This is a genomic window from Agrobacterium sp. K11 (genome assembly GCF_059429395.1).
Map to the genome: position 1 here is coordinate 612920 of NZ_JCAHRB010000003.1, position 22368 is coordinate 635287.

General features: G+C 59.1%; 24 protein-coding genes. 4 read left to right on the forward strand and 20 right to left on the reverse strand.

Features of this window, described 5'->3' with window-relative positions; genetic code table 11:
* The first annotated feature begins 10 nt into the window (after positions 1–10).
* Both dapE and AC5SEO_RS08160 read left to right on the forward strand, forming a co-directional pair.
* Positions 11–1207: a succinyl-diaminopimelate desuccinylase gene (gene dapE / locus AC5SEO_RS08155; RefSeq protein WP_003514819.1), complete on the forward strand. Its 1197-nt coding sequence runs from the start codon at positions 11–13 to the stop codon at positions 1205–1207.
* Positions 1191–1787 carry a hypothetical protein gene (locus AC5SEO_RS08160; protein WP_003514818.1) on the forward strand — a complete coding sequence of 199 codons (597 nt, stop codon included), beginning with the start codon at positions 1191–1193 and terminating at the stop codon, positions 1785–1787. Before dapE ends, AC5SEO_RS08160 begins: the two co-directional genes overlap by 17 nt.
* A 15-nt stretch (positions 1788–1802) precedes the next feature.
* Here AC5SEO_RS08160 and truA read toward each other — a convergent pair whose 3' ends face one another.
* Genes truA through def form a run of 3 tightly spaced genes read right to left on the reverse strand, consistent with a single transcriptional unit; the run spans position 1803 to position 4098 of the window.
* Positions 1803–2603: a tRNA pseudouridine(38-40) synthase TruA gene (gene truA, locus AC5SEO_RS08165; protein WP_019564416.1), complete on the reverse strand. Its 801-nt coding sequence runs from the start codon at positions 2601–2603 to the stop codon at positions 1803–1805.
* Positions 2603–3538: a methionyl-tRNA formyltransferase gene (gene fmt, locus AC5SEO_RS08170; protein ID WP_149909586.1), complete on the reverse strand. Its 936-nt coding sequence runs from the start codon at positions 3536–3538 to the stop codon at positions 2603–2605. The genes truA and fmt overlap by 1 nt, the downstream gene beginning before the upstream one ends.
* A gap of 47 nt (positions 3539–3585) precedes the next feature.
* Entirely contained in the window at positions 3586–4098 is a 513-nt protein-coding gene (def, locus tag AC5SEO_RS08175; protein WP_065703749.1) for a peptide deformylase, read from the reverse strand.
* Positions 4099–4246: 148 nt separating this feature from the next.
* On the opposite strand from def, the gene AC5SEO_RS08180 reads away from it, so the two are divergent.
* Together AC5SEO_RS08180 and AC5SEO_RS08185 are read left to right on the forward strand one after the other, a co-directional pair.
* Positions 4247–5440, forward strand: coding sequence for a DNA recombination protein RmuC (locus AC5SEO_RS08180; protein WP_003514811.1), 1194 nt, complete (start codon positions 4247–4249; stop codon positions 5438–5440).
* A gap of 53 nt (positions 5441–5493) precedes the next feature.
* Positions 5494–6393, forward strand: coding sequence for a ribokinase (locus AC5SEO_RS08185; protein ID WP_113291253.1), 900 nt, complete (start codon positions 5494–5496; stop codon positions 6391–6393).
* A gap of 12 nt (positions 6394–6405) precedes the next feature.
* Here AC5SEO_RS08185 and trmB read toward each other — a convergent pair whose 3' ends face one another.
* From trmB to murJ, 17 genes are all read right to left on the reverse strand, one after another.
* Positions 6406–7104 carry a tRNA (guanosine(46)-N7)-methyltransferase TrmB gene (trmB, locus tag AC5SEO_RS08190; protein ID WP_003514809.1) on the reverse strand — a complete coding sequence of 233 codons (699 nt, stop codon included), beginning with the start codon at positions 7102–7104 and terminating at the stop codon, positions 6406–6408.
* A gap of 173 nt (positions 7105–7277) precedes the next feature.
* Complete coding sequence (gene metK / locus AC5SEO_RS08195) at positions 7278–8540, reverse strand: methionine adenosyltransferase (protein WP_003514808.1); 1263 nt, start codon at positions 8538–8540, stop codon at positions 7278–7280.
* A 188-nt stretch (positions 8541–8728) separates the two neighbouring features.
* Positions 8729–9148, reverse strand: a complete 420-nt coding sequence (locus AC5SEO_RS08200) for a helix-turn-helix domain-containing protein (protein ID WP_003514807.1) — start codon at positions 9146–9148, stop codon at positions 8729–8731.
* A gap of 134 nt (positions 9149–9282) precedes the next feature.
* Positions 9283–10872 (reverse strand): apolipoprotein N-acyltransferase, encoded by a 1590-nt coding sequence (lnt, locus tag AC5SEO_RS08205; protein WP_003514805.1) that lies wholly within the window; start codon positions 10870–10872, stop codon positions 9283–9285.
* 199 nt (positions 10873–11071) lie between these two features.
* On the reverse strand, positions 11072–12217 hold the full coding sequence (locus tag AC5SEO_RS08210; protein ID WP_003514803.1) for a hemolysin family protein: 1146 nt from the start codon (positions 12215–12217) through the stop codon (positions 11072–11074).
* 15 nt (positions 12218–12232) lie between these two features.
* Entirely contained in the window at positions 12233–12739 is a 507-nt protein-coding gene (gene ybeY / locus AC5SEO_RS08215) for an rRNA maturation RNase YbeY (protein ID WP_019564421.1), read from the reverse strand.
* 9 nt (positions 12740–12748) lie between these two features.
* Positions 12749–13804, reverse strand: coding sequence for a PhoH family protein (locus AC5SEO_RS08220; RefSeq protein ID WP_003514799.1), 1056 nt, complete (start codon positions 13802–13804; stop codon positions 12749–12751).
* A 40-nt stretch (positions 13805–13844) separates the two neighbouring features.
* Positions 13845–15248, reverse strand: coding sequence for a tRNA (N6-isopentenyl adenosine(37)-C2)-methylthiotransferase MiaB (gene miaB / locus AC5SEO_RS08225; protein ID WP_003514798.1), 1404 nt, complete (start codon positions 15246–15248; stop codon positions 13845–13847).
* A 64-nt stretch (positions 15249–15312) separates the two neighbouring features.
* Positions 15313–16107, reverse strand: coding sequence for a lyso-ornithine lipid O-acyltransferase (gene olsA / locus AC5SEO_RS08230; protein ID WP_174067972.1), 795 nt, complete (start codon positions 16105–16107; stop codon positions 15313–15315).
* 30 nt (positions 16108–16137) lie between these two features.
* Positions 16138–16566: a Fur family transcriptional regulator gene (locus AC5SEO_RS08235; RefSeq protein WP_003514787.1), complete on the reverse strand. Its 429-nt coding sequence runs from the start codon at positions 16564–16566 to the stop codon at positions 16138–16140.
* Between the two features lie 69 nt (positions 16567–16635).
* Complete coding sequence (locus tag AC5SEO_RS08240) at positions 16636–17130, reverse strand: GNAT family N-acetyltransferase (protein WP_003514785.1); 495 nt, start codon at positions 17128–17130, stop codon at positions 16636–16638.
* 39 nt (positions 17131–17169) lie between these two features.
* The gene (gene tsaB, locus AC5SEO_RS08245; RefSeq protein ID WP_013635371.1) at positions 17170–17838 is read right to left on the reverse strand and encodes a tRNA (adenosine(37)-N6)-threonylcarbamoyltransferase complex dimerization subunit type 1 TsaB; all 669 of its coding nucleotides are present in this window, start codon (positions 17836–17838) and stop codon (positions 17170–17172) included.
* Between the two features lie 21 nt (positions 17839–17859).
* Positions 17860–18423, reverse strand: a complete 564-nt coding sequence (locus AC5SEO_RS08250) for a NifU family protein (RefSeq protein WP_111799272.1) — start codon at positions 18421–18423, stop codon at positions 17860–17862.
* Positions 18424–18592: 169 nt separating this feature from the next.
* Positions 18593–19084, reverse strand: coding sequence for a universal stress protein (locus tag AC5SEO_RS08255; RefSeq protein ID WP_003514782.1), 492 nt, complete (start codon positions 19082–19084; stop codon positions 18593–18595).
* A 115-nt stretch (positions 19085–19199) separates the two neighbouring features.
* On the reverse strand, positions 19200–20264 hold the full coding sequence (gene trpS, locus AC5SEO_RS08260) for a tryptophan--tRNA ligase (RefSeq protein ID WP_003514781.1): 1065 nt from the start codon (positions 20262–20264) through the stop codon (positions 19200–19202).
* A 103-nt stretch (positions 20265–20367) separates the two neighbouring features.
* Positions 20368–20772, reverse strand: coding sequence for a VOC family protein (locus AC5SEO_RS08265; protein ID WP_174067971.1), 405 nt, complete (start codon positions 20770–20772; stop codon positions 20368–20370).
* Positions 20772–22361: a murein biosynthesis integral membrane protein MurJ gene (gene murJ, locus AC5SEO_RS08270; RefSeq protein WP_003514779.1), complete on the reverse strand. Its 1590-nt coding sequence runs from the start codon at positions 22359–22361 to the stop codon at positions 20772–20774. The genes AC5SEO_RS08265 and murJ overlap by 1 nt, the downstream gene beginning before the upstream one ends.
* Positions 22362–22368: the final 7 nt, after the last annotated feature.

A 22368-nucleotide genomic window follows, 5' to 3' on the forward strand; every position in this document is an offset into this window, starting at 1 on the left:
AGCTGATACCATGACCACGACCGATCCCGTTGCAAATCTCGCCGCCCTCATCCGTTGCCCTTCGGTGACACCAGCCGAAGGTGGCGCGCTATCCCTGCTAGACACCCTGCTTTCACCGCTTGGCTTTGCGGTGGAAAAGATGGTGGCGACGGAAGCGGGAACGCCTGACGTTGAAAACCTCTACGCCCGGCTTGGCACGGAAGGTCCGCACCTGATGTTTGCGGGCCATACCGATGTCGTTCCGGTGGGCGACGAGGCGGCATGGAGCCATCCACCCTTTGCCGCTGAAATTGCCGGCGGCGAAATGTTCGGCCGTGGTGCGGTGGACATGAAGGGCGGCATTGCCTGTTTCGTTGCCGCCATCGCCCGCTACATCGAGAAACACGGAAAACCGAAAGGTTCCGTTTCTTTCCTGATCACCGGTGACGAGGAAGGCCCCTCGATCAACGGCACCTCGAAGTTGCTGGAATGGGCCGCCGCCAAAGGCGAGGCATGGGATGCCTGCGTGGTGGGTGAACCGACCAACCCCGACCAGCTGGGCGACATGATCAAGATCGGCCGCCGGGGATCGATTTCGGGCCGCATCACCGTGCATGGCGTGCAGGGTCATGCCGCATATCCGCATCTGGCCGACAACCCCATTCGCGGGCTGCTGCAACTGACCCACGCGCTGATGCATCCGCCCTTCGATCACGGTACGGACGACTTCCAGCCGTCCAATCTGGAAGTGACGACCATCGACACCGGCAATGCCGCCACAAATGTCATTCCGGCGCGGGCGACGGCGTCGTTCAACATCCGTTTCAATGACAGCTGGACGGTGGAGAGCCTGCGGGCGGAAATCATCCGCCGCCTCGATGCCGCCGCTGCCGAGGGAGAACTTCGTCCCGACCGCAGCCCGGTCAAATATGAGATCGTCTGGGCGGACCGTCCGGCCCATGTTTTCCTGACCCGGAACAATGCGCTCATCTCATCGCTTTCCGGCGCCGTGGAAGCCGTGACAGGCAAGGAGCCCAAGCTTTCGACCACTGGCGGCACGTCGGATGCGCGTTTCATCAAGGATTATTGCCCCGTCGTGGAATTCGGCCTCGTCGGGCAGACCATGCATATGGTCGATGAGCGCGTGGAAATCGCCGATCTGGAGACTCTCACAAACATCTACGAGACCTTCATCGAACGCTGGTTCTCCCATGCCGACGGCAAGTGAAGTAAGGCTCTATCTGAAAGGCCTCTGGCTGCTGCTGCTCGGCGACCATACCGGCGCGCGTTATCTGGATCTGTCCGAACGCGGCATGTGGCGGTCCTTCTACTCCGCCCTCTGGTGCCTGCCCGCCATGCTGGTGTCCTGGCTGTGGCTGCGCGCTGCGTTCCTGGCAAGCTATCCGCCCGGAACAGGAACGGGACTAATCTACTTTTTCCGCCTTGCGATGGTCGAGGCTATCTGCTGGATCGTGCCGCTGCTGTTGATCGGCATGCTGCTGTTCGCCTTTGGCGCACGGGAAAAATTCACCGCACTGGTCACCACCATGAACTGGCTGTCGCTGCCGTTTTCCTATGCCTATGCGGTTCTGATCCTGATCGCGTTTTTTCTGCCGCCCTTGCAGGGGCTGATCGCCATCCTCTGGCTGGCACTCCTGCTGTCGCTGGTCTTCGCCTTTTCGCGGATCGTGCGCTTCTTCATCCGCGACCAGTCGTTGCTTGTCTCGGCGATCGTCATGACCCTGCTGGTGCCGGGCATGCTTCTGTCCGAGGCGCTGCAGCGTTTTCTCGGCGTTTATCCGGCCTGAGAAACGAGACGGACTTTAGTCCGTGTCTTCGACCGTCTCGACCTTTGAATAGACCCGCGGCGGAATGACATCGGGATAATCGACTTGCATGAAATAGAGACCATCCGGCGGCGCGACGGGGCCGCAGGCTTTGCGATCCCGTGCTTCCAGTGCCGCGCGCACGTCTTCCGGTGTCATGCTGCCTTCACCGGCCATTTTTAGCGTTCCGGCAAAAGAGCGTATCTGGTTGTGGAGAAAGCTCTGCGCGGTGGCGCGTATCTCGATAAGATCGCCATTGCGCGTCACATCCAGCCGGTCGAGCGTTCTGACCGGGCTGCTCGCCTGACAATGAACCGAGCGGAAAGTGGTAAAATCGTGCCGGCCGACGAGCATCTGTGCAGCTTCATGCATGCGTTCGTGGTCCAGATCTTTCGATACCCACCATGCGCGCTTGTGCTCGAGTGCCAGCCGCGCTTTCCGGCAAATGATGCGGTACAGATAATGGCGGCGAAGCGCGGAGAAGCGCGCGTCGAAATCCTCGGTCACCGCCGTCACGTCGACAACCGAGACGGCCTCTTTCGCCATGGCCAGATGGGCGTTGAGAGCATTGCGAAGCTTATACGGAGCCCAATCGCGGGAAAGATCGACATGGGCTACCTGTCCCACGGCATGCACGCCGGAATCGGTGCGGCCAGCGCCGCGAATGGACACGGTTTCGCCGGTCAGCGACCGGACGGCAGCTTCAAGCGCGCCCTGAACCGAAGGGCCGTTATCCTGTCTCTGCCAGCCGAAGTAAGGCGTACCGTCATATTCGACGGTCATGCGGAAACGCGGCATCAGCCGAGCCTCGTTCTGGCGGGAACGGGTGTGCCACGAACGAAATCGGCAGCCGACAGCGGCTTGCCACCCGCCTTCTGCAAACGGGTAAGCCGCACCGCGCCACTGCCGCAGGCGATGGTCAGGGCGTCATCGAGCACAGCGCCCGCTTCGCCCATACCGCTCGCCAGTTCTGACGCCAGAACCTTCACGCGCTCGGCCTTGCCGCCGATTTCCATTTCCAGCCAGGCGCCGGGGAAAGGCGAAAGGCCGCGGATATGGTTATGGACGTCCTGTGCCGGCCGGGAAAAATTAATCCGGGTCTCGCCCTTGTCGATTTTCGAGGCATAAACGACGCCTTCTTCCGGCTGCGCAACGAGAGGAAGATCGTCTGCTTCCAGCTTGTCCATCGCCTGCCGCATCAGCCGCGCGCCTGTCAGCATCAGGCTGTCGTGCAATTCACCTGCCGTGGTATTCTCACCGATCGTGACCTTGGCGGTCAGCGCCACCGGGCCGGTATCGAGCCCCTTTTCCATTTTCATGACCATCATGCCCGTCTCGGCATCGCCAGCCATGATCGCCCGCTGAATGGGAGCAGCGCCGCGCCAGCGCGGCAGCAACGAGGCGTGGCCGTTATAGCAGCCAAGACGCGTACCGCTCAGGATCGCCTCGGGCAATAGCAGCCCATAGGCAACGACAACAGCGACATCGGCGTTGAATTCCCTGAATTGCTGCCGGTCTCCCTCGGCCTTGAAATTCACCGGCGTCAGCACGGGCAGACCCAGCAGTTCGGCCGCCTGATGCACCGGCGATTTCTGCAGATCGAGGCCACGGCGACCGCCTGGACGCGGCGGCTGCGTATAAACGGCAACGACCTCGTGACCAGCGTCCACCAATGCACGCAGCGTGGGAACGGAAAAATCCGGCGTGCCCATGAAAATGATGCGAAGAGCCATATCGCCCCCTGCCCTCTATGCCGGTCCGTCTAAATATTTAAGACGAATCAGACCTTAGCGCGGGCTGCTTTGGTGAATTTCTTGATGACCATTTCTCGCTTCAGGCGCGAAATATGGTCGATGAACAGAATGCCGTTCAGGTGGTCGATCTCATGCTGCAGACACGTCGCCAGAAGTCCGTCCGCATCGACCGTCTGCTGCTTTCCGTCACGATCGACATATCGCACTGTCAGGGATGCGGGACGCTCTACCTCGGCATAATAATCGGGAATGGAGAGACACCCTTCCTCATAGGCCGAGACGTCGTCCGACACTCTGAGGATTTCCGGATTGATGAAGACGACCGGCTTTTTCTCCTCGTCCTCGCGCGAAACGTCGATCACCAGCATGCGGCGCGGCACGCCCACCTGAATGGCGGCAAGGCCGATACCCGGCGCATCATACATGGTTTCAAGCATATCGTCGGCAAGGCGCAACACTTCGGCATCCACCTGTTCGATGGGCCTTGATTGCTGGCGCAGCACGGGATCGGGCAAAATGATAAGCGGTTTGATAGTCATGGCTTCCCATAACGTATCTCTTGCGCGGAGGAAATAAAAAATACGCGGTCGAAAAGAGACCTTCGGCTGGTTTTGCCCGACTCAATTCCGCCGCATGAATGTTCTTGTTTTGATCTTACGAATCACTGGAAATCTGGTAGATTTAGCCATGAGCATCGATTTCTCTTTTCTCCTCGATCCCGCCTTGCGGGCCGGCTCCGTCGACATCAGCTTCGGCGGGCTTCTTGCGGCTCTCGTTTTCGGCCTTTCCGCTTTCTGGATGGTCACGAAAAGTCGTGGGAAAAAAGCGGAAGCCGATGGTGAAATTTCCGATCTGTTGAAAACCCAGTCGGAACTACATGGCCGGATCGCGGCGATGGCCGAGACGCTCGGCACGCGCCAGAGCGAGATGGGCCAGACGATCAACCAGCGCCTCGACGGCATGTCGCAGCGGCTGGGCGAGACGCTGACCGAGCAGACCCGGTCGACGCACGAGAATCTAAGCCGCCTGCAGGAGCGGCTTGCGGTTATCGATGCCGCGCAGGGTAATATTCAGGATCTGGCAAAGGACGTGGTCGGGCTTCAGGCGATCCTCTCCAACAAGCAGACGCGCGGCGCTTTCGGGCAGGCGCGGATGGAAGCGCTGATCGCCGATGCGCTTCCCGCCGGGGCCTTTCAGCTTCAGCCCACGCTTTCGAATGGCTACCGACCAGACTGCATCATCAGGATGCCGAACAACGCCCCGTCCCTCGTCATCGACGCCAAGTTTCCGCTGGAGGCGTGGAATGCGCTGAAGGCGGATGAAACGCCCGAGGGCAAACGGGCTGCGACCCAGCAGTTCCGCCGCGATATGGAAGTGCATATTCGCGACGTGGCGGAGAAATATCTGATACGCGGCGAAACGCAGGATACGGCCTTCATCTTCGTGCCGTCGGAATCGATCTTCGCCGATATTCACCAGCATTTCGAATATCTCGTGCAGCGTGCCCATCGCGCCCGTGTCGTCATTGTCTCGCCATCGCTTTTGATGCTGTCGGTGCAGGTTATCCAGTCGGTGCTGAAGGACCAGCGCATGCGCGAGCAGGCGCACCTCATTCAGGGTGAAGTCGCGCTTCTCATGGATGACGTGCGGCGGCTGGACGACCGGACGCGCAAGCTGCAGGCCCATTTCGGGCTGGCGCAGAAAGATGTCGACATGATGCTAATTTCCTCCGACAAGGTGCTGGCGCGTGGCCAGAAGATCGAGGGCCTCGATTTTTCGCCGACGGAAAAGGAGACCTCCCATAGCGAAATCGAGCAGGCGCGACGCTTTGCAGAGAACAGGGCAGGAACGGCCAAGTTGCGGGTGGTTGACGACGAGTGATCCCCTCGGGCAAAGTCACCGCCTTGCTTTGAATTTCATACGGACATGCCCTGATGATTACTGTTTTCGGCTCCATCAACATGGATCTCGTCGCCACCGCCAAACGCCTGCCCAAACCCGGTGAAACCGTGACGGGAGAGACCTTTTCCACGGCGGCCGGCGGAAAGGGAGCCAATCAGGCGCTTGCCGCACGGCGCGCAGGTGCAACGGTCAAAATGGCGGGCGCTACGGGTGATGACACCTTTGCCGCGCCAGCGCTGACATTGCTGCGCGATGCCGGCACCGATCTGTCGCTCGTCAAGACCGCGCCCGGCCCCACGGGAACCGCCGTAATCCTGATCGGTGAAGGCGGGGAGAACATGATCTCGGTCATTCCCGCCGCCAATGGCGAAGTTTCCGCATCCGACGCCGCAAAAGCCGTGGCGGAGATGGCAGCGGGCGATATTCTGATGCTTCAGTTCGAGGTGCCGGCACCCTCAATCGAAGCAGCACTGACGGCCGCGAAGGCTAAACGCATCACCACTATCATCAATACCGCGCCGCTGACCGCGGACGGGCCGCGCCTCGCCAGCCTTGCCGAAATCGTCATCGCCAATGAAACCGAGTTCGAACTGCTGATCGACAAAAACGGACTTTCAGCCTCCGAACGGGAAAATGAACTCAAATCCCTGCATGAGCAGACCGGCCAGACATTGATCGTGACGCTTGGTGCTGATGGCGTGATCGCCATTCGCAACGGCAAGGTCTTCAAGGCGTCCGGTCTCAAGATCGAGCCGGTCGATACTGTTGGCGCTGGCGATACATTCTGCGGTTATCTCGCCGCCAGCCTCGATCAGGGTATGGATTTCGAAAAGGCGCTGAAGCGCGCCGCCGTCGCAGGCTCGCTCGCCTGCACCCGCGCCGGCGCCCAGCCTTCCATTCCGGTTGCTGCCGAAGTGGACGCGAATATCTGACGGTTCGAGCTGTTAAATGCGAATGAAAGTGAGATAGGCCGAGCTGCGGCCTTCTCTTTTCGCCTTGTTCTCATAACGCGTGCCCGGCCAGTTGGCATAGGGGGTGTGCCAGTCCTCGGCACTTGCCGCCGTCCACTCGAAACCGCCGTGGCGGGCGCAATGCTGTAGCGTCCAGTTGACGTAGGTATCGATATCGGAAGCAAAGCAGAACTTGCCACCGGGTTTCAGGACGCGATGGAAACGGGCAAGATTGACGTCGGAAACGAAACGGCGCTTCCAGTGCTTCTTCTTCGGCCAGGGATCGGGATAGAGTAGATCGATGTGATCGATCGACCCATCCGGCAGCCAATCCAGCAATTGCGTCGCGTCATCATCGTAAAGGCGGATATTCATCAACTCGCCTTCACGCACGCTTGCCAGCAGCTTTGCCATGGAATTGACGAAGGGCTCGACGCCGATAAAGCCGGTCTCAGGATTTTCAACCGCGCGGTGGGCAAGGTGCTCGCCGCCGCCGAAACCGATTTCCAGACGGACCGATTTCACATCCGCCGGAAAGAGAGCGACGAGATTTTTCGGAGGCGCGCTTTCCAGATCGATTTTCAGCAAAGGCAGCAGGTTTTCGATCGTATCGATCTGCTGATTGCGCAGGGGCTTGCCCTTGCGTCTGCCAAAAAACGCTTCCGTTGCGCGCGAACGCCGCTCTTCCGTCATGTCATACTCTCAAGAACAAATAGACTAAACCCGCACAGGGCCACTTGAATGGCACTATGCGGGTTACAAATGGTGCAACCGGTATCTCTCAATCCCCGTCGAATGACAAGGCTTAGAACAAGTCCCCGCATTTTCCGAACGTAAAATCGCTACGCAATTTTACTGGAAATGCTTCAAGCGCTCAAAGCTTCCTTGAGCGGCTTCACCAGATCGAGCTTCTCCCAGGAGAAGGAACCGTCACGGCCCGCCTTGCGACCGAAATGGCCGTAGGAGGACGTCTTGGCATAGATCGGCTTGTTGAGATCGAGATGACGGCGAATGCCCGACGGCGAGAGATCCATGACCTTGCGGATGGCGCCTTCGACCTGATCTTCGCTGACCTTGCCGGTACCGTGCAGATCGACATAAATCGACAGAGGCTGGGCGATGCCGATCGCGTAGGAAATCTGAATGGTGCAGCGCTCGGCCAGACCGGCAGCCACCACGTTCTTGGCCAGATAGCGGGCAGCATAGGCCGCGGAACGGTCGACCTTGGTCGTGTCCTTGCCGGAGAATGCACCGCCGCCATGGGGGGCAGCACCGCCATAGGTGTCCACGATGATTTTGCGGCCGGTCAGACCCGCATCGCCATCCGGACCACCGATAACGAATTTGCCCGTCGGGTTAATATACCACTGGCAATCATCGGCGATCTTCAGGTCACCCAGCGCTTCGCGGATATAAGGTTCGACAACTTCGCGAACCTTCTTCGAATCCCAGCTGGCATCGAGATGCTGCGTGGACAAAACGATGGATACGGCTTCCGAAGCCTTGCCGTCGACGTAACGAACCGTCACCTGGCTCTTGGCGTCGGGACCGAGTTTCGCAGCTTCGCCTTCGCCGCTTTTACGGGCGGTCGCGAGCAGCTGCAGAATACGGTGGGAATAATAGATCGGAGCCGGCATCAGGTCCGGCGTTTCCTTGCAGGCGTAACCGAACATGATGCCCTGGTCGCCAGCACCCTCGTCGCCCTGCTTGTCGGAGGCGTTGTCCACGCCCTGCGCGATATCCGCCGACTGCGGATGCAGGAGAACGTCGATCTTCGCCGTCTTCCAGTGGAAACCATCCTGCTCGTAGCCGATGTCGCGGATCGCCTTGCGGGCAGCCGACTTGAACTTCGAGGGATTGATAACCGGGTGGCCGGCAGCATCCTTGAGAACCTTGCCGTCCTTGTCCTTTTTCAGCAGGGTATCGGGAACCCGAACCTCACCGGCGATAATGACGCGGTTCGTCGTCGCAAGCGTTTCGCATGCGATGCGCACGGTCCAGGGGTCGACACCCGTCTTGGATGCCTCACGATAGATGAGATCCACGATTTCATCGGAAATACGATCACAAACCTTGTCCGGATGACCTTCGGCCACGGACTCGCTGGTGAACAGGTAATTGGCACGCATGCGGGATTCCCCTCAAAGAACGGTCTTCGAGTTTGTTAGTCATTTCGGCCATGAAAGACAAGGACACAACCACATAAATATATCTTTATGTGAGAATTCCTTTCTAATTGGGCACAAAAAAACGGCCCTTGCGGACCGTTGAGTGTCCAGCGCCGTACGCTGGAAAATAAAGCAGTCGCCTGCGAGTGCTACTCGGCATCCCCTTCGGCGGCGAGCGACTTCACGAGATCAACGAGGCGGCGCCGAACCTTCGGGTCGGCGATCTTCACGAAAGCGCGGTTCAGTTGCAAGCCTTCGGCAGACGACAGGAAATCCACCACGTAATTGGAACTCGATGCTTCTGCCATGCCCGTCGTGCCGACCGCCTGATCACCCGGCGCGTCCTCGAAGAAGAAGGAAACCGGCACATTCAGGATCGCGGAGATATTCTGCAGGCGGCTGGCGCCCACGCGGTTCGTGCCCTTTTCATACTTCTGAATTTGCTGAAAGGTAATTCCGAGGCTTTCACCCAGCTTTTCCTGGCTCATGCCCAGCATGGTTCTGCGAAGACGAATTCGGCTTCCGACATGAATGTCGATGGGGTTAGGCTTTTTCTTATTTTCGGTCATCATGCGGTCCTGACACTCGGAAAGGGTTGATATCTCGTTTCATTGCTTATTCGAAGAAATGAGCTGGTATTTCGACAGCGTCTAAACTTGTTTTACGACTGACGTATTCACTATGCAATTGTAGGGGTTCCCGGTCAATTCTGGCGCCGGGCAAAACGCCAGGCAGAAAATACCGAAACGGTCAGCATGATAGAAAAAATCAACCAGAAATACGTCCGATGTATGTCGTAAGTAACAGCGTCATTTGACCCACCACTCAAGGTGGCGTCAACAATTCCGACCCGGCCGTAATCCAACCCGGCAATAATACGACCATAGGGATCTATAACGGCGGAAATCCCGGTATTAGCGCCGCGAATCACCGGCACTCCCGTTTCAACGGCCCGTACTCTTGCCTGTAGAAAATGCTGATAAGGGCCGGGTGTATCGCCGAACCAGCCATCATTCGTGACGTTCAGGATCGCTGCGGCGCCCGCCAGACCAGGGGTCATCTCTTCGGGAAAAATGATCTCGTAGCAGATCAGGGGATAGAGGGTTTTACCGGAAGGAAGCGTCAAAGGCGTGCGCGAAGACGCGGCTGAAAAGCCGCCCGGCAGGCTGATGACATTATTGATGCCGAATCCCCGTAGAATATCTTCGAAAGGGACATATTCTCCAAAGGGTGTAAGATGGACCTTGTCGGTCGCGCCGATGATCTCGCCCTGACTGTCAATCGCATAGACCGAATTGTAGTAACGCGGAGGCCGGCCGGCACCGGCATCTTCCATTCTGACCGCACCGGTAAACAGGACCTGCCCGTCTTCAAGCGTCTTGGCGATTTCCGCCAGAGCGTCCGGATTTTGCGTCAGGATGAAAGGCACGGAGGTCTCCGGCCAAACAATGATATCTGGGCGTTTTTTTCCTTCGCCGGGCGGCAGTCCCGTCAAGCGCAGATGCTCGCTGAAAATCTCGGCCCTGTCTGCATTCAGCATCTTGCGGGACTGGTCGATCGACGGCTGCACTATCCTCACGGTCAGCGCGTCCGCAGGTGTCTCCAACGGTGTCTGAAGGCGGTAAAAGCCATAACCAAAATGGCCAGCCAGCAGCAGGCCCGCCACAATGAGACCCGGCCACATGCCTTTTTTCGTGCCGATCAAGGCAGGCGAGGCGAAGATGAAAACGGCAAGCGTGGTGACACCAAAAAGACCAAGCAGATGCGCCGACTGCATCATGATCGGCACAGGCATGATGCCATAACCGATGGCGTTCCAGGGGAAGCCAGTTGCTATGAAGCTGCGGAGCCATTCCAAAAGGCCGAATGCGGCCGCAAGTGCGGCGATACGGCCGAGACCGTCCGACCAGACGATATTGGCGGCTGCGACCGCAAAACCGTAAAACACGGCGAGAACAGCCGGAAGGCCGAGGATGGCGAGCGGTAGCGCCCAGGCGAACTCGTCAGCTTCCAGCAGGAGCGCATTGCCCAGCCACCACAGGCCCGCCACGAAATAACCAAGGCCGAAACACCAACCGATGCCGAAAGCGGGCATGATGCGGCTGAAGATGCCACCGCCCGGCTTGCCGGTGCAGCCATCGACCAACCAGACGAGCAGGGTGAAAGACAAAAAAAGCGCTGCGAAAAAGCCAACCGGAGGCAAGGCCAGCGCTCCAACCGCGCCTGCGGCAATCGCCATCACTGCGCGGCTTTTGCCGCCGGCCAGCATTACCCTGCCTGCAAGACGCTCCATGCCATCTCCGTTTAATGCCCACCCGGAAAAGCCCAACCGCGGCATGGCCGTGCAAACGAATTTCCCTTTAGACTCGACGTAAAGGAAAAAAGATTCGCAGTCCACAGAAGGGATGATCGCCGGAGCACCGTGCGTCCTTTTGGACACTTGATGACGCGTTCAAGGAGCGGCGGCGACGGGTAGCATCCCGTCGCCCACCTCAGTCAGCGTTTTGCTGGTGGGTGATGAGGCGAACATCCGGCGCGGGCAGCGGAATAACCTCATCGGCATCGGCATCGCCCGGCGCGCGGTCATCCTGCCCTTCCGAGCCATGATCGCGGACGATACGGACACCCTTGATACGCCTTGTATCCGCATCGAGGATCTGGAACTCGAAACCAGGTACGGCCCTGACCACTTCACCCTTGGCCGGAATGCGGCCGAGTGCGAAGAATATCAGGCCGCCGAGCGTATCGATTTCTTCAAGATGTTCGCGGACATCGAATTCCGGTCCGATTGCCTCGGCAAGTTCAGTAAGTTCGGCGCGGGCATCCGCCACCAGCACGTCGGCGGATAGACGGGAAAACATCGTCTCGTCCTTGTCGTGCTCGTCATCAATGTCACCCACGACCATCTCGACGATGTCCTCATGGCTGACGAGACCGTCCGTGCCACCATATTCGTCGATCACTAGGGCAAGCTGTGTTCTCTGTGCCTGCATGGTCTTCAAAAGATCGGAGGCCAGCATGGAGGGGGGTGCAAAAAGAATTTTACGCACCAGCCCGGCATCGGCGACCGTCTGTTCCAGATCCACCCGTGCCAGGTCAAAATTCGGTCGCGGCGAGCGCGGAGCCTTCGCCTCGCCATAGGCAACGCCACGCGATCCCACCCGGCGTTTGTTGCGCGCCTGCTTGGCGACATAGGCCAGCAGATCGCGAATGTGGATCATGCCCTTCGGATTATCCAGTGTCTCATCGTAGACCGGCATGCGGGAGCGCCCGGTTTCCTCAAAGAGGATCAGAGCTTCGCCGATGGTCATATTCTGGTCGAGACCGTCGATATCCACGCGTGGGATCATGATATCTTCGACCCGAACCTCCCGGAAACGCAGGATATTGTTCAGCATCGCCCGCTCTTCGGGCGAAAAGGCGGCACCGATTTCGGTGTCGTCCATCAGCGCGTCGGTCAAATCCTCGCGCAGGCGCTCGCCCTGTGACGGTTTCAGCAACCGTCCAATGCGCGACCAGATCGTCGATCTCGGCTTTGCATTGGAGTCGTTCCGTAAATGACTACTGCCCTCCTCCGAGGAGGACTGCTCGCCGTTTTCTCTGCCCTCATTGGCAGGTCGTGCAGAATGTTCGTTCATGGCTCCAGACAATATTCAAAGCGGTTCCTGTCCCGCGTAAGGATCAGATAGGCCAAGCACCGCCAAAATGCGAGTCTCAAGCGACTCCATTTCTTCCGCCTCCTCCTCATCCATGTGGTCATAACCGAACAGGTGCAGGAACCCATGAACAAGAAGATGGGTCAGATGATCCTCGAAACTCTTCTCAAGTTCAAGAGCCTCGCGTTCAACCGTCTCGCGCGCGATGACGATATCGCCCAGCATCGGGCCGGGCATGCCGCCCGGCTCCAGCGGAAAAGCGGGGAAAGACAAGACATTGGTTGCCTTGTCCTTGTCGCGCCATTCGGCATTGATTTCCCGGATATTTTCATCGTCGGTAAAGACCAGCGACAGTTCCACCGGCATTTTCGGGAAGGGTTGTTTCTCTTCCCGCTTCAAAAAATCAACCGCTGCATCCAGCGCCTTGGTGGCGAAGGCAAGAAGGTCCTCTTCCGAGGACCAGCCTTCGGCCTCGACGCTGATTTGAATATCCAGAGCTGTCATTGTCTTGCGTCAGTTGCCCTTCACGAGGCTTTCATCCGGCACCGCCGTGTGGGATTCGTACGCCCGTACGATGCGCGCCACCATCGGATGGCGCACGACGTCCACATCCTTGAAGCGCACGACGGATACACCTTCCACATCGGTGAGGATTTGCAGGGCCTCGACAAGACCCGACTTCACGCCGCGCGGAAGGTCCACCTGGCTTGGGTCGCCGGTCACGATCATGCGGCCTTTCTCACCAAGACGGGTAAGGAACATTTTCATCTGCATGGTCGTGGTGTTCTGGGCTTCGTCCAGAATGACGGCGGCGTTGGCAAGCGTGCGTCCGCGCATGAAGGCCAGCGGCGCAATTTCGATGACGCCCGCCTGAATGGCGCGCTCCACCTTGTCACCCGGCATCATGTCGTAAAGCGCGTCGTAAAGCGGGCGCAGATAAGGATCGACCTTCTCCTTCATGTCGCCCGGCAGGAAGCCAAGGCGTTCGCCCGCTTCTACTGCGGGACGCGAGAGGATGATGCGGTCGACCGCACCACGCTCCAGAAGTTGCGCTGCATGCGCCACGGCAAGATAGGTCTTGCCGGTGCCGGCGGGGCCGACGCCGAAAACCAGTTCGGACTGCTCCAGCGCCCGCATGTAGACATCCTGGGTGGGCGTTCGGGCAGCGACGGTCTTCTTGCGCGTGGAAATCTGCGCCATGGAGATCTTCGCCTTGCGCTCCATCGTCGGCAAGGTCAGCTGGTCATCTGCCGCCATGGCCATGCGGATCGCGCCTTCCACGTCGGAAACCTCGGCGGTTCCGCCCTTGAGCAGACGCTCGTAAAGGAAATCCAGCGCCCGGCGAGCCTGATTGGTGGCAACGACATCGCCGGTGATGGCAACGGAATTGCCGCGCGGGCGCGCATCGATGTTGAGGCGTTGTTCCAGCAATTTGAGGTTCTGATCGAACTGACCGAATAGCTCTCCCGCTATCCTGTTATTCTCGAACGTGAGGACGAAGTGATTGGCGTCGGTCGCGGCTTGGCGTGGCTGGCGCGATGAAGGTGATACCAATTCATGTGCGTTCAAGCGGTCAGGCTCCTGTCCCAATCAGTGTCGGCTCCTCACTCTAACTCTCTGCCACCTCGGCAAACAAGCTGTTTGGACCCGTTGCGGTGATTCGTACATTAACAATGTCACCGATTTTCAAAGTCTTTGCATCAAGATTCACAGATTGCAGCCAGGGAGAGCGACCTATCAACTGTTCAGGCATGCGGCCGGGCTTTTCCAGCAACACATCCATCGTCTTTCCGACCAGCGATTCCGCAAATTCCTTCTGCTGCCGCAAGAGCAGCGCCTGCAATCGTTCCAGCCGCTCGGCCTTCACCTCTTCCGCAACCTGATCCGTCAGATCAGCGCCCGGCGTTCCGGGGCGTGTGGAATATTTGAATGAAAAGGCCTGCGCATATTTCACCTGTTCGATGATCGCCATCGTGTCTTCGAAATCACGATCCGTCTCGCCGGGGAAGCCAACAATAAAATCCCCGGACATGGCGATATCAGGGCGGGCGGCCCGGATTTTTTCAATGAGCTGGATATATTCCTCACCTGTGTGGCGACGATTCATCGCCTTCAGAATGCGATCCGACCCGGACTGAACAGGCAGATGCAGATAGGGCATCAGAATGCGCAGGTCGCGATGGGCGCCAATCAAGCGGTCATCCATGTCGCGCGGATGGCTGGTGGTATAGCGAAGGCGTGCGAGACCGGGAATTTCCGCCAGCCGGTAAAGAAGCTCGGCAAGTCCCCATTTTTCGCCTTTCGAGCCTTCGCCCTGCCAGGCATTGACGTTCTGGCCGAGCAGCGTGATTTCGCGCACACCGGCATCCACCAGTTTCATCGCCTCATCCACGATCTGGCGCACGGGACGCGAAACTTCCGAACCACGCGTATAGGGCACAACACAGAAGGTGCAGAACTTGTCGCAGCCTTCCTGCACCGTCAAAAATGCCGTGACGCCGCGCGTACGCAGTGTTGCCTTTTCGGCCACCGGCAGATGTTCGAACTTGTCCTCAACGGCATATTCGGTCTCGATGACGCGCTCGCCGCCGCGCACCCGCTTCAGGGCGTCCGGCAGGCGATGATAGGTCTGTGGGCCGATGACGACATCGACGGCTGGCGCACGGCGAAGGATTTCCTCGCCTTCCGCCTGCGCCACACATCCGGCAACGCCGATCACGAATTCGCGGCCCTGTTCTTCGCGCGATTTTTTCATGTCGCGCAGGCGGCCGAGCGCCGAATAGACCTTTTCCGCGGCCTTTTCGCGGATGTGACAGGTGTTCAGAAGCACCAGATCCGCCTCGCCCATATCCTCCGTCTGAACGTAACCGTCCTTCGCCAGCGCATCGCTCATGCGGACGGAATCGTAGACGTTCATCTGACAGCCATAGGTCTTGATGAAGACCTTCCTGCTGTTAGAACCCTCGCGGGCAATCATTTCGGGGGCATCGAGGCCAAGCGTTTCCTGGGTCATGGCGGTTATCTAGTGTTTTTCACGCCCGGATTAAACAGAAAAATACCGGAAAAGCTGGAATGCTCTATTTCCGCCAGCCACCACGCAGGCTGAAAGCCAACATGGAACGGATAGAAGCGGCAATATCGGTCGCCAGACGCTTGCGGTTATCCGTGCTGTGAAACGGAACGCTGTCACCGAATGTAACGTCGACGTCGATAGCACCTGCCCTGATGATACCGAGCAGATGCGGCACCAGAGTTATGCTGCCCGGCCAGGCCGCAATGACCCGGTGGTAACGTCCCATGGCCATGCCCTGCACCCGCGTATAGGCGATTGCAACCGGCTGCACATAGACGAGCTTGCCCGGAACCTGCTCGGCGGCCGTGGAGGCTGCGCCAAACAGCGAGGATTTGACGGCAAGCATGCGGTTGCCGTCAGAGGTGGTGCCTTCCGGGAACAACACGACGATCTCGCCATCGGCCATGCGGGCGGCGATCTCGCCGACCTGCGCACCGGTGCTGCGCTTCTGCTCGCGCTGGACGAAGATGCTTTTCTGCAGACGGGCGAGCCAGCCGAAGACGGGCCAGTCACGCACTTCCGTCTTGGCGATGAACACCACGTCGGCAATACTGCCGAGAACGAGAATGTCCTTCCACGAGGCGTGGTTGGCCGCCAGCATCAGCGGTTTTGCCCGCTCCACATCCCCATGGACATGCACGCGGATGCCGAGGACATGGCAGGCTATGCGGTGCCAGATGCGTGGAATGCGACGGCGAAGCCGCCAGTCGAAGGCAAGGCCCAACAGTTGCAGCGGCAGCAATATAAGCGTGACGATCAGGAGAACGACCGCAATATAGGCTGTCCGAAGCCACATCATGATTGAACCGTGCGCTTGCTCACCAGCGTCTCAATGTTCGCCGGGCTTCAACGGCACACCGTAGAGTTCGAGCCGGTGATCAACGAGCTTGAAGCCATGCTCCCTGGCGATCTTTTCCTGAAGCGCCTCGATCTCGGGTGAATGAAACTCGATGACCACACTATTCTTCAGATCGATCAGATGATCGTGATGTTCCTCAGGCACGGTCTCGTAACGCGAGCGGCCATCGCGAAAATCATGACGCTCGATGATGCCGGCGTCCTCGAACAGCTTCACCGTTCTGTAAACGGTAGAAATCGAGATGCGCGGATCCACGGCGGAGGAACGGCGGTAAAGCTCCTCGACATCCGGATGGTCTGCCGATTCCTGCAGCACGCGGGCGATGACACGGCGCTGGTCCGTCATCCGCATGCCGCGTTCGGCACAAAGTTCCTCCAGCGTTTTCGAAAGGTCTATCACGTCTTCTGGCCTTTTGAGTATTCCGGTTGAATTTCGGGGCTGTCGCCGAAAAATGCCTGTCGCAGGGAACTAGCGAAGATCGCGGCGCATGACAAGCGCCGTCGACTTCGCGCCATCCTTGGCGGTGTAATAGGCCTTGCGCTCAGCGACCGTTTTGAAGCCGAGCTTTTTATAAAGTCCCAGAGCGGAGGCATTGTTGCTGTCCACTTCCAGGAACATCGTTTCGGCACCGCGCATCATCGCCTCACGGACGGCCGATTGCATCAGGCGCCAGCCGAGGCCGGTGCGCGCGAACTTGTCGGCCACCGCAACGGTCAGGATTTCCGCCTCGCCGGCCACTTCGCGCGCAAGCACGAAACCACCGAGCGGTTTGCTGAAAAATGCGTTCGTCTGCCGCGCGACGGCACCGAAAACCGAGCCCTGCGTCAACAGCCCGGAAAACTCCCCGTCATTCCAGGGGCGCGGAAAGCGCAGCGCATGCAATTCCGCCACTCCGGCGCAATCCTCATGCTGCATCGGCACGATCTCGAAATAGGGCTTCCAGCTTAGATATTCGTCAAACATAACAAGGAATCATCCGCACGCATTTACGGGTGCCACCTATCAGGCAACGCTCTGGCGTGCCAGCGCAAAACCCGTCTGCGGCCGGGCATCCGGGCCGCGAAGGTAAAGCGGTGCGGGTTTCGGCATGCCTTTCGGCTTGCGTCCACCCGCCCGCGCAACAGTGGAAATCGGAAAATGATCGGGACCCGACCCCGTGTCGAAACCCTGAAAAAGGGGTGCGGCGGAACCGATAATGGCGCCATCGAAACCGGAGAGAGCCGTTTTGGCATCCTCCAGAGACAAAAGCGCGGCCTCGAGGAGCGGCGATCCATCCTCTGCAAATGTCTGGAGGTAGGCTTCGCCCCGTTTGGCGTCGAGCCCGACAGCCACTGGCCGGCCGGGATTTTCCAGCAGATGATGCAAGGCGATCGTCTCAAGCGTGGTTACGCCGACTGCCTCTATGCCGAGCGACAGGGCAAAACCACGCGCGGCGGCAACGCCGACGCGAATGCCGGTAAAGGAACCCGGTCCGATCGTTACCGCGATGCGTCCGACTTTCTGAAGCGGCAGCTGCGCCTGCTGCAGGGCACCATCAATCACAGCCATCAGCCGCTCGGCATGACCTTTTCCGATGGTTTCGCATACCTCGCCAAGCACCGTGTCGGAGGCGCTGTCATAGACGCAGGCGGAACAGTCCACACCTGAGGTATCGAGTGCGAGAACAATCATGGCGCGGCCTGGCTTACAACGTCATACAGCTTCGACTTCGCGCACTTCCGGCACGAAATGGCGAAGCAGGTTCTGGACGCCGTGCTTCAGCGTGGCGGTGGAGGACGGGCAACCGGAGCAGGCGCCCTTCATGTTCAGGAACACAGTGCCGTCGCGGAAACCACGGAAAGTGATATCGCCACCATCCTGCGCTACGGCGGGGCGGACGCGGGTATCCAGCAGTTCCTTGATGGTGGCGACGATGGTTTCGTCACCCTCTTCAAAGAACTCGCCTTCCTCATCCGACACTTCAGCCGCAATGGCAGTGCCCATGATGGGGCGGCCAGACATGAAATGCTCCATGATCGAACCGAGAATGGCGGGCTTCAGATGCTGCCATTCGGCGTCATCCTTGGTGACGGTGATGAAATCGAAGCCGAAATAAACGCCGGTGACACCCGGAATGGTGAAGAGGCGCTCTGCCAGCGGCGAGGCCTGCGCCTGCGCAGGGTTGAGAAACTCAGCCGTGCCGCTTTCCAGCACCACCTTGCCCGGCAGGAACTTGAGGGTCGCGGGGTTCGGCGTGGCTTCCGTCTGAATGAACATTATCTGTCTCCTTCGAGGTCGCCGTTCACGCCCCGCAATTTAGAATTCTTCCAAAAAATACGCCTGGCGAAGCCTTACTTCAAGCCCTGACATGATAATTACATTCAAGAAATCGTCAGCCCCAAATTCTTGCCCGAATCCGTTCCTGCCTTTCGGGGTCGAACAAAGTTCAGCAAAGGGCGTCGATTTCCTCATCCGTCAGCGTATCCGGCAGCACGGTGACGGGGATGGGGAAGGCCGCACCGCGTCCTGAGATGGAGGAGACGAGCGGTCCCGGCCCCTCCTTCGTCGATCCTGCCGCCAAAACCAGAATGGCAATATCGCGATCTTCCTCGATGAGCCCGTGGATCTGTTCGGTTGCGCCGCCTTCACGGATCACCGCTTCCGGCTCGATGCCGATGGTCTCACGGACCTTCTGGGCGATCTTGGCAAGCGTTGCTTCCGCCTCCTCGCGCGCCTCGGCCCGCATGATCTGCTCGACGCCCAGCCACTGCTGGAAATCGCCTTCCGGTATCATGTAAAGCAGAACCAGTCCGCCATTGGAGTTCTTGGCGCGACGACCGGCATAATGCACGGCCCTTTCGCATTCCGGTGTGTCATCGATAACAGCGAGAAATTTGCGACGATGCCCTTCCAGACGCGACAGCCGTTTTGAAACCATTCCGCACTCCCTGTGTCCGCCGCGATCCGAAAAACCGCCCGACGGTTCGGGCGGAGATTATATCAAATCACGGCGGGCGCAAACCGCCTGCCGTGATCCGCAAGGCGATACGTGGTCAGCGCAGGAACCCGATGATGTCGCGCACCTCGTTCATCGTGTTTTCGGCGATCGCGCGCGCGCGCTCACCACCCTGTTTGAGGATGGCATCGATGTGGGTGGGATCGTCTAGAAGGCGGCGCATCTCGTTGTTGACCGGAGCCAGCACATTGACGGCAAGCTCGACGAGAGCCGGCTTGAAGGCCGAGAACTGCTGTCCGCCGAATTCTAAAAGAACCTCCGCTTTCGTCTTGTCAGACAGTGCCGCATAGATACCAACGAGGTTTTCGGCCTCCGGGCGGCCCTTCAGGCCTTCCACTTCGCTCGGCAGTGCATCCGGGTCCGTCTTCGCCTTCTTGATCTTTCTCGAAATGGCATCGACATCGTCCATGAGGTTGATGCGCGACAGATCCGACGGATCGGACTTCGACATCTTCTTGGTGCCGTCCTTCAACGACATCACCCGCGGTGCCGGACCGCCGATCAGCGGCTCCACCATCGGGAAATAGGCATGCACCGGCTCATTGCCCACCGTGATGTCGAGGCCGAGACCTGCGTTGCGGATATGGTCGCCGAAATCGATGTTGAATTTCTGGGCGATGTCGCGGGCCAGTTCCAGATGCTGCTTCTGGTCGTCGCCGACAGGAACGTGGGTCGCGCGGTAGACGAGAATGTCCGCAGCCATCAGGCTCGGATAGGCAAGCAGCCCAAGCGACACCTGCTCGGCATTCTTGCCGGACTTGTCCTTGAACTGCGTCATGCGCTCCATCCAGCCGATGCGCGCCACGCAATTGAAGATCCAGGCGAGTTCGGCGTGCTGCGGCACAGCCGACTGGTTGAAGACGATATGCTTCACCGGGTCGATGCCTGCGGCAATGAAGGCGGCAGCGATCGAGCGGGTTTGCGCCTTCAGGTCCGAATGAACGAGCTGGGCGGTGATGGCATGCATGTCGACGACGCAATAGATGCAGTCGTTATCTTCCTGCAACGCCACGAATTTGCGGATGGCCCCGAGATAATTGCCGAGATGCAGATTGCCGGTCGGCTGGACGCCCGAGAAAACCAGCGGCTTGAATGCGTTCATTGTCGTCCTCGAAAAGGCTTGTGGAGGGCCCCGCCCCGTGGTTGGAATTGCACGCGCGCTTATGCACCTACAGCCCCTCGCAATCAAGCGGTTTCAGGGCGCGTCAGCCGCGTGGCTGAAGAAGATCCCAGTGATTTCCATAAGGGTCCGCAAAGACCGCGACGGAGCCATAAACCTCATGGCGCGGTTCTTCCAGAAAGCGCACGCCGCGCGCAAGCATCGTCTCGTAGTCACGACCGAAATCGTCGGTATGCAGGAAAAACCCGACACGGCCGCCGGTCTGGTTGCCGATGGCAAGACGCTGCGCTTCGCCATCCACCTCGGCAAGCAAGAGGGCACAGCCATCGGTCCCTTGAGGCTTCACCACCAGCCAGCGTTTGCCGTCATCAAGAGGTTGGTCGGAAAGGCAGTCAAACCCCAGAACCTCGCAATAAAACGTCTTTGCCCGGTCATAATCGTCCACCACGAGTGTGATGAGGGCGATGCGACGGTTTTCTGCGAAGGACATCAGCTTGTCTCCGTCTGGGCATTCTTGTTGCGGCGCTTTTTGATGGCTCTCTTGACCATGCCGAGATCGGCACCACCCGAAACGAACGCCAGCACGAAATAAACGAGCATGGCGGAGAGCACGAGGCCCATGATGGTTCCGGCCCGGACGAAAATGGAGGAGGCGGAGGACAGCTCGAAGCTGAGATAGGTCAGCGCATAGTGAACGAAGCCCGCCATAAGGGCGGCGGCCAGCAGCAAGCGCGGAATGCGGGTAAGGAGCGGAATGTCCACATGCCAGTGACCCCGCCACAACAGCATCCCGAACAGCAGGGCGGCATTGACCCAGCCGGCGGTGATCTCGGCGATGGCGATGCCCGGACCTCCGAGACGCGGAAACAATGTCAGCGCCAGAGAGACGTTCACAACCACGGAAATCGCCGCGAAGATCATCGGCGTGCGGGTATCCTCGCGGGCAAAGAAGCCGGGAATGAACGCCTTTATCAGCACGAAAGCCGGCAGGCCGAGGCCATAAATACCGAGGATCTGCGCGACGGTGACGGTGGCCGAAGGCGCGAAATTGCCGCGCTCGTACAGAAAGCGCACGATGGGTTCCGCCATAACGAGAAGGGCAGCGGCAGCGGGCAATGTCAAAAACAGCACGAATTCGACCGAGCGGTTTTGCAGGCTTCCCGCCTCGACCATATGTCCGCCACGCAAAGCCCGCGCCAGCTCCGGCAAAAGCACGGTGGCAACGGCGATGCCGACGACACCGAGCGGCAGCTGGTAAATCCGGTCGGCATAGGCAAGCGAGGAGATCACACCCTCACCGGCAGACGCGATATTGGTGTTGATCAGGAGATTGATCTGGGTGATGCCGCCGGTGATCGCGGCCGGCAAAGCAAGGACCAGCAGGCGCTGGACATTCTTCGTCAGCCGGGGTCTGCGGAAACCGATCCGCATGCCGGCATTGCGCACGGCGATCCAGACGATGCCAAGCTGCACCACACCCGCCGCCATGACACCCCAGGACAGGGCATAACCCACCTGAAGCGGGTCGTAATGCTTCCACCAGGCCAGCATCAGAACACCAATCAGAATGATGTTCAGGAAGACCGGAGCAATCGCGGCAGCGAAATAACGGTGCAGCGAATTCAGCATGCCGCCCATCATCGCCGCCAGCGACATGCAGGCGAGATAGGGAAACATGATGGTTGCGAGACGGACGGTGTTGTCGAATTTCACCGGGTCTTCCAGAAAGCCCGGCGCAATAACGGTGCGCACGATGAACGGCATCGACAGTTCCATCAGGATCGTCAAAGCCAGAAGCACGGTGAACAGAACGCCGAAAACTTCTTCGGAAAAGCGCCTTGCGCCCTCCATGCCGTTCGCCTCGATTTCCTTGGCAAAAAGCGGCACGAAGGCCGAGTTGAACGCGCCTTCGGCAAAAAGGCGCCGGAAGGTGTTCGGGAACCGGAAGGCAGCATTGAAGGCATCGGCAACCGGGCCGGTACCGACGGCTGCGGCCATCAGCGTCTCGCGGAGGAACCCGAAGATACGGCTTCCGAGCGTGGCCGTGCCGACCGTGGCGAACTTTCCGATCAAGCTCATGGGAATT